The sequence below is a fragment of the Pseudomonas sp. G3-19 genome (genome assembly GCF_054855875.1).
The window spans coordinates 3,199,907-3,213,243 of record NZ_JBMPIQ010000003.1 but is presented as its reverse complement, the minus strand read 5'-3'; the positions used below and the strand labels follow the sequence as shown (position 1 = coordinate 3,213,243).

Annotated in this window: 11 protein-coding genes; 3 read left to right on the top strand and 8 right to left on the bottom strand. The window is 61.6% G+C overall.

Annotated elements, in window-relative coordinates:
- Window positions 1-193: 193 nt before the first annotated feature.
- The 3 genes from mksF to mksB are packed head-to-tail and all read right to left on the bottom strand — an operon-like array spanning window position 194 to window position 5,002.
- Entirely contained in the window at window positions 194-3,034 is a 2,841-nt protein-coding gene (mksF, locus tag ACOYXI_RS14735; RefSeq protein WP_003228206.1) for an Mks condensin complex protein MksF, read from the bottom strand.
- Window positions 3,031-3,732 (bottom strand): Mks condensin complex protein MksE, encoded by a 702-nt coding sequence (mksE, locus tag ACOYXI_RS14730; RefSeq protein WP_016773189.1) that lies wholly within the window; start codon window positions 3,730-3,732, stop codon window positions 3,031-3,033. The genes mksF and mksE overlap by 4 nt, the downstream gene beginning before the upstream one ends.
- Complete coding sequence (gene mksB, locus ACOYXI_RS14725) at window positions 3,722-5,002, bottom strand: Mks condensin complex protein MksB (RefSeq protein WP_167734176.1); 1,281 nt, start codon at window positions 5,000-5,002, stop codon at window positions 3,722-3,724. The genes mksE and mksB overlap by 11 nt, the downstream gene beginning before the upstream one ends.
- Before the next feature lie 233 nt (window positions 5,003-5,235).
- Here mksB and ACOYXI_RS14720 point away from each other — a divergent pair, with 233 nt between their 5' ends.
- Both ACOYXI_RS14720 and rimI read left to right on the top strand, forming a co-directional pair.
- The gene (locus ACOYXI_RS14720) at window positions 5,236-5,982 is read left to right on the top strand and encodes a hypothetical protein (RefSeq protein ID WP_027612256.1); all 747 of its coding nucleotides are present in this window, start codon (window positions 5,236-5,238) and stop codon (window positions 5,980-5,982) included.
- Window positions 5,975-6,427, top strand: coding sequence for a ribosomal protein S18-alanine N-acetyltransferase (gene rimI, locus ACOYXI_RS14715; RefSeq protein ID WP_064589192.1), 453 nt, complete (start codon window positions 5,975-5,977; stop codon window positions 6,425-6,427). Before ACOYXI_RS14720 ends, rimI begins: the two co-directional genes overlap by 8 nt.
- Window positions 6,428-6,539: 112 nt before the next feature.
- Here the strand turns inward: rimI and ACOYXI_RS14710 are convergent, their stop codons facing one another.
- Complete coding sequence (locus ACOYXI_RS14710) at window positions 6,540-6,944, bottom strand: hypothetical protein (protein WP_027612254.1); 405 nt, start codon at window positions 6,942-6,944, stop codon at window positions 6,540-6,542.
- A 140-nt stretch (window positions 6,945-7,084) separates the two neighbouring features.
- Here ACOYXI_RS14710 and can point away from each other — a divergent pair, with 140 nt between their 5' ends.
- The gene (can, locus tag ACOYXI_RS14705; RefSeq protein WP_003228196.1) at window positions 7,085-7,729 is read left to right on the top strand and encodes a carbonate dehydratase; all 645 of its coding nucleotides are present in this window, start codon (window positions 7,085-7,087) and stop codon (window positions 7,727-7,729) included.
- Between the two features lie 6 nt (window positions 7,730-7,735).
- Here the strand turns inward: can and ACOYXI_RS14700 are convergent, their stop codons facing one another.
- From ACOYXI_RS14700 to ACOYXI_RS14685, 4 genes are all read right to left on the bottom strand, one after another.
- Window positions 7,736-8,251: an SET domain-containing protein-lysine N-methyltransferase gene (locus ACOYXI_RS14700; RefSeq protein WP_098965607.1), complete on the bottom strand. Its 516-nt coding sequence runs from the start codon at window positions 8,249-8,251 to the stop codon at window positions 7,736-7,738.
- Between the two features lie 177 nt (window positions 8,252-8,428).
- The gene (locus tag ACOYXI_RS14695) at window positions 8,429-9,610 is read right to left on the bottom strand and encodes a hypothetical protein (protein ID WP_461674988.1); all 1,182 of its coding nucleotides are present in this window, start codon (window positions 9,608-9,610) and stop codon (window positions 8,429-8,431) included.
- Between the two features lie 117 nt (window positions 9,611-9,727).
- Window positions 9,728-11,422, bottom strand: coding sequence for an acid phosphatase (acpA, locus tag ACOYXI_RS14690; protein WP_461674987.1), 1,695 nt, complete (start codon window positions 11,420-11,422; stop codon window positions 9,728-9,730).
- A 173-nt stretch (window positions 11,423-11,595) separates the two neighbouring features.
- On the bottom strand, window positions 11,596-13,329 hold the full coding sequence (locus ACOYXI_RS14685) for a J domain-containing protein (protein WP_461674986.1): 1,734 nt from the start codon (window positions 13,327-13,329) through the stop codon (window positions 11,596-11,598).
- Between the last annotated feature and the right edge of the window lie 8 nt (window positions 13,330-13,337).

Here is a 13,337-nt window from a genome sequence, read left to right as displayed (position 1 = left end):
AAGGACGCCTTCGCGGGCAAGCCCGCTCCCACAGGGTTTGTGTCGTATACAGAATGTGTATTCAACGCAAAAACCTGTGGGAGCTGGCTTGCCAGCGATGAGGTCCTCCTAATCAGCACAAACCCAAAGCCATAAAAAAGGGCCGCGATCCCAACAGATCGCGGCCCTTTTTTTTGCCTTCAGCTAAAGTCGATCAAACCTCATCCAGCTCCGGCTCATCGGCTTGCACATTGACGGTGGCCTTCACCACATCATGCCGGCGGATGTACTTCCAGTCCGCTTCATCGATGTAGATCCCCGCCGGGCCGCTACCGCCTTCCAGGTCGATGGCGACACTGGCGCAGACCTGCGGCTTCACACTCGCCAGAATCGGCACGAAGCCCAGTTGCAGGCTGGTTTCCAGCAGCGCGGCCTGGTTCTTCTCGTCGATGTCCGCTGCCTCGTCGAGGTAGTACGGCAGGCGCACGCGACCAGCGAGGTCGCGATCCATCAAGTGCAGCAACAAGTACATGTTGGTCAGCGCCTTGATGGTCATGGTCGTACCGTTGGAGGCCGCGCCGTCGATGTCGGTGTGAATCACTGGCTGGCCATTGACCTTGGTGATCTCGAACGCCAGTTCGAACAAGTCCTTGAGGCCGAGCTGGTTGTGGTTTGCCGCCACCAGCCGCGCCAGGTACTCCTTGGCCTCTTCGTTCTTGTTGTCCTGTTCCGCGCTTTGGCTCAGATCGAACACCGACAGGGTTTCGCCTTCTTCGTACTGACCGGCGCTGTGGATGATCTGATCGATGTGCTTGAGCGCTTCCTTGTTCGGCGCGAGCACGATGCGGAAGCTCTGCAGGTTGGACACCTGACGCTTGTTGATCTCGCGGTTGAACAGCGCCAGTTGATGCTCGAGGCTGTCGTAGTCGCTGCGGATGTTGCGCAGGGTCCGGGCGATGTCGGTGACCGCCGCACGCCGGGCCTTGCCCAGCGTCAGGGCTTCGTCGGTACGGTGCGCGTAAGCGTTGATCAGCAGCGACAGACGGCGCTCCATGTCGTCTTCGCTGTCGAACTTGGCCACGCCTTTGAGGCGCACCTGCGCGTACAGCGCTTCGATCTGCCCGTCAGCGCGCAGCAAGCCTTGCCAGCTGTCCTGATAGTCGTTGAGCAGCGGCAGCAGGTTGTCCATCGAATCGTCGACCGGATCCATGAACGGCGTACCGAACGGCAGGTCCGCCGGCAGCAGCTGACGGCGGCGCAGGGCGTCATCGAGGGTGCGCTGCTTGGCTTCCATATCCGCGATCTGCCGACCGACCAGTTGCAACTTGGCCGACAGTTGCTGGACGCGCTCGGTGAACGCATCGCTGGAGCGCTTGAGTTCGTCCTGCGCCGCTTCCATCTGCGCCAACTGCTCAAGCTTGTCGCCTTCTTCGGCGCTCAGGGTCTGGGTGCGACGGAAATCTTCCAGGGCTTTCTGCGCATCCAGCACTTGCTGGTACAGCGCTTCGGTCTGGGTCTTGCTCGCGGCGCGGTCGGCGGCCACGGCTTGCTGAGTCTTGAGCTGCTTGAGTTCTTTTTCCAGACGCTCTTTTTGGTCACGCAGCGCGGCGCGGTCGGCCAGCGCTTGCAGAGCCGGCGGCTCGATGTGCGAGATGTCGATCGACAGCCCCGGCACTTCGAAACGCTCGCCCTTGAAGCCATCGAGGATCAGCTCGACCGATTTGACCCACTCGCCATCTTCGTCGAGGGTAATGCCGTGTTCGCCCAGCGGCAGGCTGAACAGCGCGCTGTTGAACAGACGCATCAGGCGCTCGACGTCCTGCTGCGAGAACTCTTCGCGCAGGCGGGCGTAGCTGTTGTTGTCGGCGTGATCGAGTTGCTGCTTCACCGACTTCAGGCGTTTTTCCAGATCGCGCAGACGTTCTTCCAGATCCTCGGCGCTGAACTGCCGGGACTGTGCCAGCGCACCGGCCAGTTCGTCGTGCGCGTCCTTGGCGGCGAGCAGTTGCTGCTCCAGCACCTTGACGTCATCGACCAGCGCGAAGCGGTTCTTCAGCACCGACAACTCACCGAGCCAGCGCTGGATGCCGGAGATTTCCCGCTCCAGACGCATCAGTTCCTGGGTGCCACCGCGCTGATCGTTTTGCAGATCGTCCTGCTCGCGACGGTAGTGTTCGGCCTGAATCGTCAGCTCTTCCTTGCGCGCCGTGGCGTAGTCCGACCAGGTGCCGAGCAACGAATCGAGCAGCGGCGACAGGCGATGCAGTTTGCCGCGCAGCACATCGCGCTGTTTCACGCCGTTGGCCAAGGCTTCGACCAGTGGGCCGGCGGCGACCAGCGAGTTGTAGTCCTGCTCCATCCGGCGTACATCGCGGAAGGCTTCTTCGCACGCGGCGATGTAGTCGACGCTGCCGGAACGCAGGCTGTGCTCGAAGGCATCGAGGAACAGCTGCTTCAACTTGGCCGCGGTGATTTCGCGCATGTGCAGCAGGTTGATGAACAGCGCGCGGAAGGTCTTCAGGCTCTGCTCGCTGGTGGAGCGCAGCGGAATCAGGGTCAGGTCCAGCGGGATCGACGTGTGACCGCCCACCAGCAAACGACGCAGTTCGTCCGGCTTGAGTTCGTAGGCTTTCAGGCCTTCTTTCTCAAGGTTGCTGAACAGTTCTTTTTGACGCAGGCAAGTGTCGTTCTTCTGGTAATGCGCCAGATCGAGCTTGCCGGCGTAGGCGAAGAACTGGTGACCGAAACCACCGCCCGGGCCACGACCGACCACGCCGATCACGTGTGGGCCGTGCGGTAGATTGACTTCGACGAGGATGTAACTGGTGTCGGAAGCAAAGTAGAAGCGCCGCGATTGTTCCAGGCTGTACTTGCCGAAACTCATGTCCGACATGCGCGCCAGAATCGGGAACTGCAAGGCGTTGATCGACGCCGATTTCCCGAGGTTGTTCGCGCCGTAGACCGACAACGGTTCTTCCAGCGGGAACAGGCCGAGGCTGTAACCGGCGGTGTTCAAAAGGGCAAAGCGGCGGATGCCGTAGCGTTCCTGGCTCATGCGTCGGACTCCTGTTCTTCGGCAATGGCCCGGGCCAGTGCGTCTTCTTCGCTCTCTTCCTCAAATTCGCTGAGATCAAGCGGATCGTCGGTCTCGAGGAATTTGGCTTCGGCCTCTTCGTCGATCAGCACCGGTGCCGGCAGCGGCAGCACGCTGTGTACGCTGGCCGCCAGATCGCGGTCCTGCTGCACCGACAGGCACACATCGAGGAAACGGTGCATCGGCGGCAGGAAACGGTACACGCCGTTTTCTTCGCCGGCGAAACCGAGCTGGGTCATGCGACGCATGATTTTTTCTTCTAGTTCTTCGACGGTCTGCACTTCGGCCTGGATGAACAGGTCGCGGTATTTATCCAGCAACGACGGCAGTTCTTCACGGCCGAGGCTGCCGCCGTCGAGCACGGCGATCGGATCGCGGCCCTGATCGGCCAGATGCTCGACGAGAATGAAGGTGAACAGCGCCAGGCGCTGAGCGGTCTTGTTCACCGCCGCAGCGGCCATGTCCGGCACGAAGTAGTAGAAACCACGGGTGTCGCAGACCAGCTCGAACCCCAGCGCCTTGAACAGCGTGCGGTATTGATCCTGGAAGTTCGACAGTTGCGCGTACAACTCCGGGTCGCGGCGGCTGACGTGATAGCCCTTGAACAGCTCGCGGAAGATCGGCGCCAGTTGGGACAGTTCGGATAGATCAAGATGCATTGGGGATGCTCGCAGAATCCTCGGCGGCGGAGTCGCGGGCCGAGAGCAGGGCGAAGGAGCGCAGGCTGACCTGGTGCTCGTGAGTGTGGTATTCGCGGCGTTCCAGACGCTCGCGGGTGAAGCGTTTTTCCCGAGAAAGACGCGAGAACCAGTACAGCAATTCGTCGGTGGCGCCGTCCGGTTCCTGCTCCAGCAGCCAGGTCATCAGATCCGGCATCGGCAGGGACTCTTCGCAACGCTCGACCATCTCGCGCACGGTGCGCGGTGCACGTGGCGCATCGCCGGATTTCTGGGTCTTGTGCGCCTTGGGGAAACGCGCCGGTTTCGGCTCGAAACGCGCCAGGGCGTAGACGTAGGCCTCGACCTGACTGGCGCTGCCGAGGAAGGTGCTTTGCGGCCGGGTGAACAGCGGCATCGCCGCTTGCGGCACGGCGTCGATGCCTTTGCGGCGAATCGCCGCCAGCGCCAGCGCGGCGCCACGGGTCACGGCGTTGTGCCGGCGCGCTTCTTCACGCAGCGGCAGCAGCAGTTCGCGGGCGTGGCGCAGGGTCAACTGGGCGCTGGTCTGCATTTCGAGGATGCGCGCGTGGGTGCGCAGCAGCATGTCGTCATCGACCAGATGGCCGAGGCGCTGCTGTTCGCTGAGCATCTTCAGCAGCACGGTTTCGACCTTGCGCACGCCTTGTTCGAAGGCGCCGTCGGCGTTCACCAGGTCGATCATCGGCTCGACGTATTCGTCCCAGGTCGCCAGGACTTCGGCGTAACGCTGACGCAGCGGAATCTGCCGGTCGCTGGTCTTGGCCCGTTCGGCCACGGCGACCAGTGCCTGCTCGTCGTTGTCGAGTTTCTTCAGCACGTCGCGCACGCGCATGTCGAGCAAACGCAACTGACGGGCGAGGTCGTTGCCGTCGCGCACATCGAACGCGTCCTGAATGTAGCCGGCCAGACGTTCGAGGTGACGCAAGTAGGCTTCGATTTCCAGGCACAGGCCCAGACGGTGCTCACGGCGCAGGTAGGCGAGGAAGTCGTGGATCTGCGCGTTGAGCTCGAAACGGTTCGGGCTTTTCGCCACGGGAACCAGAATGTCCAGGCGAATCCACACGTCGAGCAGGCTGGTGATGTCCTGCGGCGTGCTGTCCAGTTGTTGGGCGGCCAGTTGCGTGCGCAGTTCGTTGAGGCTCAGGGTGCCTTGGTCGAAGTGCTCGCACAGTGGCTCCAGAAGTGCCCAGTGTTCAGCGAGGGCGCGCAAGACGCGCTTGGGTTCGATCATCGGAATGGCCGGCTGGTTGGCGATTAAAAGCCGCGATTGTACTGCATCACGAGGGATGCGATTCACTCTCGGGACGGGCTGTCGCATTTTCTCAGGGAGCGAGCCCAGGTAAAGGCTATCGATCAACAGCAAGCGATCTTGAACGAAGGGCTGTAGAATCAGCCCACTTCAGTTATCCACAAGTGGCCGACCCTTTGCTTATCGAGTCCCGCCGCCGCGCCTATTTGAACGCCATGCAGGTGGTCAACTGGCTGCCGCGCACCGAATTGCCTTTCGCCGCCCCGTCGCGGCCCGAGCTTCTGGACATGCCCGAGCCTGAGCCAGAGGTCGTGGTGATGCCGGTTGTGCAGGCCGAAGCTCCGGTGCAGCCTGCCGCCCGTCCGGTCGAACGGCCGAAGATCGAAGTGCCACGCCCGTCGCTCGCCAGTACCCGCAATGGCGCCAAACCGGTGGAAGAGGTCGAGGAGGCGCCAGTTGTCGCCAGACCCGCGCCCGTGCCGCCACCGCGTTTTGCCCTGCAATTGCTGCGCGCCGGGGCTTGCCTGCTGCTGGTCGAGTTACCCACAGGCGAAGCGTTCCAGAGCCGCGATCCGGCCTATCTGCTGCTTAAAGACATGTTGCGCGCCGCCGGTCTGCCGGATGCGCCACAAATCGTCGGCGAGCCGGTGCGCTGGCCGTGGCTGAACCGCGGCACCATGGATCAGGGCCCGGAAGCGGCGCGCGACTTTGTTCAGGGTTTCCTCTCGGTACAGATGGAAGCGGCACCCTGCGCCTGCCTGTGGCTGATCGGCCTGCCGGCGGTGCGCTTTGCCGGTGAAGCGGACGCCGAAGCGTTCAATAGTGAATTGCAGATCGAAGGCCTGGGCCTGGCATGGGCCATCCCCGGTCTGGAATTGTTAATGGAAGAGCCACAGCGCAAGGCCGCTGTGTGGCAAGCCATGCGTCGGCTGATGGCGCGCTGGAAACCATCGAATGAGTGAAGCTGTATCGTTCCGCCCGATGACCGAGGCGGACCTGGACGCGGTATTGAAGATCGAATACGCGGCGTACAGCCATCCCTGGACGCGCGGGATTTTTCTCGACGGGCTGGGCAAATACCAGATCTGGCTGATGTTCGAAGGCCAGCAGCAGGTCGGCCACGGGGTGGTGCAGATCATTCTCGACGAGGCGCATCTGCTGAATATCACGGTCAAACCGGAGAATCAGGGACGGGGGCTGGGGCTGACGCTGCTCGAGCATCTGATGTCGCGGGCATATGCGGCCTCTGCCCGGGAATGCTTCCTGGAAGTGCGCGACAGCAATACTGCAGCGTTCAGGTTGTACGAGCGGTATGGTTTCAATGAGATTGGCCGGCGTCGCGATTATTATCCGGCGGTGGGCGGGCGCGAAGACGCCGTAGTGATGGCCTGCACCCTGGTCGACTGATCTTGTTTAAAAGCTTCGCGAGCAAGCCCGCTCCCACATTGGTTTTGAGCCGAGTCTCAATTCTCTGTGGGAGCGGGCTTGCTCGCGAAGGCGTCCTTACAGGCAATACAGATCAGCGATTGCCATCCAGCGGATCACGCCGCGCCAGCTCCGCCTCATCCAGACCATTGCCGCCGCCGATGTCATCCTCATCGACAATGCTCAGATCCCAATCGGCCTGATTGCCCTCGCCAGCCTCTTCGGCATCGCGTGCGCCATCCTCGTGAATCAGTGTTTCCGGGCTCAAGTCATCGTCGGTCGGTTCGTGATCAGCCGTCGATGCACCGGTAAGCCCGGCCTCGCGCACCCGTTCAGCGGGCATCAGTTGCTCGCGTTCACGTTCCGGAATCTCGTCACCGATTTTCGCGCTGGGTTCGTCTTCATCGAAATCCAGCTCATGCACCGAGCCCATGCGGTCTTCGTTGTCATCGATGGGTTCCGGTTGCACCGCATCGAACGGACGTCGTGAATCAGTCATGGCAAATCCTCATACTGTGGGCCTTACTGAGTGGACTCACCGGGCACCCGAGAATTCCAAAGAAAAACACCTGCGGTTCTTGCGTGACCCCGACGGGCGGTCGTCTGTCATACCAGCGCATCTTTCTTGAGGCCTTAACCATGCACGACTTACAAGACCTGATTGATAACAACGAGCGTTGGGCTGACGCGATCACCAAGGAAGACCCGGATTTCTTCGCCAAGCTGGCGCGCCAGCAGACCCCGGAATATCTCTGGATCGGCTGCTCCGACGCGCGGGTGCCGGCCAACGAGATCGTCGGCATGCTGCCGGGCGATCTGTTCGTACACCGCAACGTCGCCAACGTGGTGCTGCACACCGACCTCAATTGCCTGTCGGTGATTCAGTACGCGGTTGATGTGCTCAAGGTTAAACACATCCTCGTGACCGGCCACTATGGCTGCGGCGGTGTGCGCGCCTCGATGCAGGATCGCCAGTTCGGTCTGATCGATGGCTGGCTGCGCTCGATCCGCGACCTGTATTACGAAAAACGTGAAGAACTGGCCAAGCTGCCGACCGAGGAAGAGCAGGTCGATCGGCTGTGCGAACTCAACGTCGTCCAGCAAGTGGCCAACGTCGCCCACACCAGCATCATCCAGAACGCCTGGCATCGCGGCCAGAGCCTGTCGATTCACGGCTGCATCTACGGCATCAAGGACGGTCGCTGGAAAAGCCTGAACACCACCATCAGCGGTTTCGAGCAACTGCCGCCGCAATACCGTCTGCGTCCGGTCGGGGCGTTGTAATCCCGATCAGTGTGGATGCCGCCAGTGCTGCAGAAAGTGCTGGCCCTCGATACTGGGTGGCTCATCGTAGCCGGTGATCCACCCACGACAGCGCGGCGAGCCACAGGTGCAGGCGAACTGCTGCAACAAGCGATCTTCGGTGGCGGCGACGTCGATGGTCAGGCGTTCACCCGGCTGAATGTCGCGAAGTGCCCACAGCCACAGCTCACTCATGTCCAGAAACACATTCGGATCGCAGGCGTGTTCGAGCAACCCGCAAAAGCGCGGATCGTAGAGATGGATGCCGGCCAGTAACTGACGCGTCTGTCGGCAGCGATAGGGCAACAGTTGTCCGGATACCCGACACATCCGGGTGATGCGCAAGAACGCCCGGCGCGCCACCACTGCCGCGTGACCGTGGTGGTCCTGCACGATTTCGAAATCCTCGGTGGATGGGAAACCCAGACGCACCGGCAATCCGGCAAACGGGTAGATGCCGGGTGCGTCGCGTGGGATGTTGTGTTGATGGGCCTGATTATTCATAACGGTCCCTGTCGGCAAATGCTGCGACTTCCCTGGTCTGACGTCCTGTCAGCGCTGCAACATGTTTGGATCCAATATTCCGGTGTATCCCTCAAACTGTCTACTGTCAGATCTGACAGGCGTGATTGGCTGCTCCCCGCGTCAGCATTGACTGACACGGGAAGCTTTTTCAGCGGATCAGAGGTGTGGTGCAGGAACGGCGGTGGCCGGCAATTCGCCCTGAAGCTGTTGCAACTGGGCCTTGATTGGCGTGGTCGAGCACTTGGCGGCGGCCTGTGCCGGGGTCAGGTTGCGGATCGAGGTGTAGAACAGTTCGCAGGTCTTGCCCTTTTGCGTCACTTGCCAGGTCTGCGTGCAGCTGTTGAGCAGGGCTTTCGCATCGGTGCCCGGTTTACTGCCCATCCCGGCTTGCCAGCAAGCGGCGCTCAAGTCCTGACCCATGACCTTCAAACCGGCGGCATCGGCCTTGGCCTCATCGCCGTCATAGCTGGCCGGGTCGGCGGCGTACCAGATGTAGCTCGGATGGTTCGATCCCAGCACCGGCACGTTCACCCCCGCGCTCGGGCTGATGGTCGCCAGACCCAATACGGCCACGGTCGGGCCGTATTGCTGCTTGATCCAGTTACGCACCGGCGCACCGAACGCGACCATCGGCAGGGTGGTGCCGGTGCTGGTCTGGCTGAACTGCTTGACCAGCGTGGTCTGGTAATCCTTGAAGTAGTCGTAGACGCCCTCCAGATCACTACCTGCGTTGGACGGCGCCGCGATTGGCGCGATGTCGATGATGGTCTGATAGGCCGGCGTCTGCTCGGCCGGGATGCCGTTGGCGGTCAGCAGCGTGGCCCAGCGGTCGGTGGTGTTCGAACGCAGATAATCCTGGGCCTGAGTCAGCGAGTAATCCGGCGGGAAGTGCAGCAGTTCGACGCTCTTGCGGTTTTCCAGAGCCATGCCCAGCGGCAGGAACAGGTACCAGCTGTACGCCCATTTGCCATCGGCATTGAGCTTGCTGGCGCCGGTATACGCCAGATCCCCGGCGTCGAGCAGTGCCGACAGCGGCTTGTCGTAACCTTTGGGCACGCCGCTGATCTCGGCGTAAATCTGCCCGTTATCGTTCTTCACCAACACCTTGGCATCGCTGTAACCATCGCGCTGCACGCTCTGGCTCAGGTAATGGGCGACGGTCTGCTCCAGCGACCAGTTGCGATAACAGATCACGCTGCAATTGTTGGGGTAGGCGAAGAGGCGGGTGACGCGCTCGGTGCTGCCCAGCTTCAGGTCGACATCGGCGTGGGCAGCCGCGCTCAGGGTGAGCGCGGCGAGGGTAAGAACTGCGGGGGTAAATCCTGCGAGTTTGAACATGCTCAGATCCTTTTCAGCGTGGGTTCCCCGGGTTCGGGGCGCTTCATATTGGATCAGCCGTGTTGCACAGAGAAGCGGTCATTCACGGATTTTTGCGTCAGCTCGCAGAACTCGGTTTCACGCCTGAAAATGCAGGGCGTTGGTCAGATCGCCCATCGGTTTCTGGCCACGGGCGATCATTGCCTCATCGCGCTGCTTGAGGCCGTCGAGGGTTTCCAGTTGGAACACTCGGGTGATCAGGCGCAGGATCGACGCCGTGTCGTAAACCGTGTGATCCACCGTGCCTTTGCGGGCGAATGGCGACACCACCAGCGCCGGCACCCGCGACCCCGGGCCCCAGCGATCGCCCTTGGGTGGCGCCACATGATCCCACCAGCCGCCGTTTTCATCGACCGTCACGACCACCACCATGTTTTTCCACTGCGGACTTTCGCGCAGCACCTTCAGGGCGCGCACGATGTGCCGGTCACCGGAGGCGACGTCGGCATAACCGGCGTGCATGTTCAGGTTGCCCTGCGGTTTGTAGAAAGTTACCGCCGGCAGCTTGCCGGCCTCGGCATCGGCGAAGAACTTGTTGGTGCTCGACTCATCGCCCAGACCCGCGTCGCGCAGACGTTTGTTGCGCTCTTGCGGGTTCTCCGGGCCTTGCCGCTTGAAGTAGTTGAACGGCTGGTGGTGGTACTGGAAGTTGGGGATCTTCGGAATCCCGCCCGAATCCTTGTATTGATCCAGCGTCGCCTGCCAGGCGCCGGCGTACCAGGCCCAGTCGACATTCTTCTTCGACAGCTTGTCGCCGATATGCTCGTGGGTCTGCGGCACCATCACATTGGGCAGATCCGGCTTGGAGTACGCCGGACGCTCCGGATCGCGAATCCACGTCGGCCAGTACGGCGGGGCGAGGGTGTTGACGCCGAAGCCGTCCGGGGTCAGCGCACTCGGGCCGAACTGCGGCGGGCCGGTCATGGCGCTGGCGGGTGACTGTTCCAGTGGCTTGAGGCGCGGGTCAGTCGGATCATCGCTTTGCAGGGCGGCGATCTGGGATTTGGCCACCGAATTGGCCGCGTCCGGATAGAACGGCGCGGTGGCGCTGATCAGGTACTGGTGATTGAGGAACGAGCCGCCGAATGCACCCTGGAAGAAGTTGTCGCACAGCACGAATTCCCGGGCCACGTCCCACAAACGCAACGAGTAGCGGCTCTGGGCGTAGTGACCCATGGTCAAACCACCGGAGTCGGCCCAGGCGACGAAGCCATCGTTCTTGCCGCCATTGATCTGCATCTGGTTCTGATAGAACACGTGCCACAAATCGCGGGTCACCAGACCGAACGGCAAGTCTTCGGCATTCGGGCCCTTGAGGGCGAAAGGCGCGTTGGGCAGGTTTTCCTGAAACTGTGTGGCGCTGGGGTAGGTCACGCCATCAAGCGTTTGCGGGCCGATCTGCAACACGCCGCCCCAGACTGGCGGTAACGTCTGCAGCAGACTGCCGTCGCGGTCACGTTGCTGGTAATCGGCAGGCTTGAGCGCCGACAGCGGCTTTTCGACACCGGGGAAATCACCGAACAGGTTGTTGAAGCTACGGTTCTCGGCATAGATCACCACCACGGTTTTCACCTGATCGCGCAGGGCCTTGTCCAGCTCGGTCGGGGTCAGCGGGCGCTCGACTGGTTTACCCGGTTGATCGCTGGCGTTGCCGCAGCCGGCCAGGGTCGCGCCCACGCCGAGGACGGCGACACCGCCGAGAAAGCGGCGGCGACTGGTGTCGGTGGGGTTGTCGGATTCAGGTGCGTCAGTGCCGTCTGTCTCGTCTTTCATCTGTCAGCCCGTTCTGCTTAATTGTTTCAGTTTGTTTCGGGCGGACGCTAGCAAGGCAATGTGACAGTTGGGTGACACTTTCAGGTGCAGCAAAACAAATGTGGGAGCGACCAGGTCGGCTCCCACAACGATTCACTCGATTACAACAGGCGCAACGCAAGCCCGCTGCTGTTCTAGCCGGGCATCAGCGAGTGCAAGGAATAGCCGAGCCTGCTGGCCGCCGTTATCGCGGTCATCACCACCAGAAACAGCAGTTGCAGCGGACTGAAGTGCGCCCAGTGCAGCGCGGTCAGCCAGGGGTGGTTATTGCTCAGCTTCGGGTCGAGCGAGCCGATTCGTCGTTTGTGCACCAGTCCGATCAGGATCACGCCAATGTAAGTGAATGCGCCCAGTGGCCCGAGCAGCAGCGAAAACAGCAGCACCATGACCACCTGCGGTAGCCCGTGGCGTATTACCAGCCAGCGGGTGTCAGGGTTCCATCGGCGCGGAATCAGCCCTTCTGTGAGCCAAAGATCCGCAACGATCACGTGAGACGTCAGCACCACCCACCAACTCAGCGCAAAACGAAAAAACCACACCGGCACACACGCTAACCCCAGCGGAATGAAGGCCAGGGTTGCCGCATCTTTTTGTGGCGAAGCCAGATAGAACAGGAACAGCGCCAAGGCAATGGCCGTCCAGACCCGCACCCAGGTCTCGTCGGCGATGGGCCGTGGCAAAAACCGCCGCCAGTAAAAAACGTCGGCGTAGGGCAATCGCGCGAGCAGCTCCGGGAAGCGCCATTTGAGCTTTTCCGACAGATCGTGGCAGGCCTGCCATTCATTCTGACCAAAGCCGTCGATGATCTTCTTCTGCTGCATCGGTTTGAGCGGGTTGATCAACAGATGCGCTGCCTGCACATCCGCTGCCCACGTACGATCGCTTTCAGCCTTGGCCCGCAGGTTGTCGTAGAAACTTTCCTGATCGCAGCGTTCGATCAACCTCTCCCAGAGCCAGTCCGGTTGCGGGTGCAGACCTTTGGTGTGATCCCAGCCGAACAATTGGCCGATACGGTCGAACAGCGGCACGCTCCACTCATGGTCGTTAAGCAGATGCAGCAGATTTTGTTGCCATTGCTCGCGGCGATCGAATACCTGGAGCCACGGCTGGCCGCTGTAGTGTTTGAGCAAGTTGAGGAATTCGCGCTCGCTTTGGCTTTCGAGCAGCGCCTGCAAGGCGTTTCGATAGTCGGACATCAGGCTCTCGGCGAGCATGTCGCGCTGGCGATCATTCATCAGCACTTCTTGCCAGGGGCCCAACCATCCCAACTGCTCGACGGCCCAGTGCAGTACCGGGCCGCGCAGTTGTGGATGCTCAAAACATAATTGCAGCAACAGCCTTTCGAATGCCTTGGCGCAGCCTTGTTGTTGCGCCTGCTCCCAGCGCTCGCCGAGGTTGTCTGGCGACAGATCTTCAAGCAATCGCCATGCGGCCTGCGCTTCAAGACTCTGCGCGTCGGCGCCCGCGTCCGCCGCCAGCGGCTCGACACGCAGGGCGTCGTCCTTCGATGGCGGCACAAACGGCTCCGGGGCTGCCGGACTGACGGGCGAAACCTCCAGAGAGGCGAAATCCCACGCCTGGTTTTGCGCCTGGCTGGAGCTGTTGGCCAGGGCATTATCGAGCGCCAGTGCAGCAAAGGCGCTGGACGCCGTGGCGACAGCGACGTCGGCGTCCTGCTCGTCTTCCTGTTCGGCGTTTTCCAGGCGCCATTGGGCAATCGCCAGCGCGCGTTCGTAGGCTTCGCGCAAGCGCTGGAAGCCTTCGGGATCTTCATCGGGCCTGGAGGTTTTCAGCAGGCGTGCATAGCTGCGCTTGATATCGCGGACGTCAGCGTCATCGGGCAAATGCAGGAAGGACCAGCAATCCATGTCAGCGC

What these genes read in the sequence shown, in the direction of transcription:
- mksF (WP_003228206.1), bottom strand. Translation starts at nt 3,034, where the DNA reads ATGAGCCAGGAACGCTACGGCATCCGCCGCTTTGCCCTTTTGAACACC.
- mksE (WP_016773189.1), bottom strand. Translation starts at nt 3,732, where the DNA reads ATGCATCTTGATCTATCCGAACTGTCCCAACTGGCGCCGATCTTCCGC.
- mksB (WP_167734176.1), bottom strand. Translation starts at nt 5,002, where the DNA reads ATGATCGAACCCAAGCGCGTCTTGCGCGCCCTCGCTGAACACTGGGCA.
- ACOYXI_RS14720 (WP_027612256.1), top strand. Translation starts at nt 5,236, where the DNA reads ATGCAGGTGGTCAACTGGCTGCCGCGCACCGAATTGCCTTTCGCCGCC.
- rimI (WP_064589192.1), top strand. Translation starts at nt 5,975, where the DNA reads ATGAGTGAAGCTGTATCGTTCCGCCCGATGACCGAGGCGGACCTGGAC.
- ACOYXI_RS14710 (WP_027612254.1), bottom strand. Translation starts at nt 6,944, where the DNA reads ATGACTGATTCACGACGTCCGTTCGATGCGGTGCAACCGGAACCCATC.
- can (WP_003228196.1), top strand. Translation starts at nt 7,085, where the DNA reads ATGCACGACTTACAAGACCTGATTGATAACAACGAGCGTTGGGCTGAC.
- ACOYXI_RS14700 (WP_098965607.1), bottom strand. Translation starts at nt 8,251, where the DNA reads ATGAATAATCAGGCCCATCAACACAACATCCCACGCGACGCACCCGGC.
- ACOYXI_RS14695 (WP_461674988.1), bottom strand. Translation starts at nt 9,610, where the DNA reads ATGTTCAAACTCGCAGGATTTACCCCCGCAGTTCTTACCCTCGCCGCG.
- acpA (WP_461674987.1), bottom strand. Translation starts at nt 11,422, where the DNA reads ATGAAAGACGAGACAGACGGCACTGACGCACCTGAATCCGACAACCCC.
- ACOYXI_RS14685 (WP_461674986.1), bottom strand. Translation starts at nt 13,329, where the DNA reads ATGGATTGCTGGTCCTTCCTGCATTTGCCCGATGACGCTGACGTCCGC.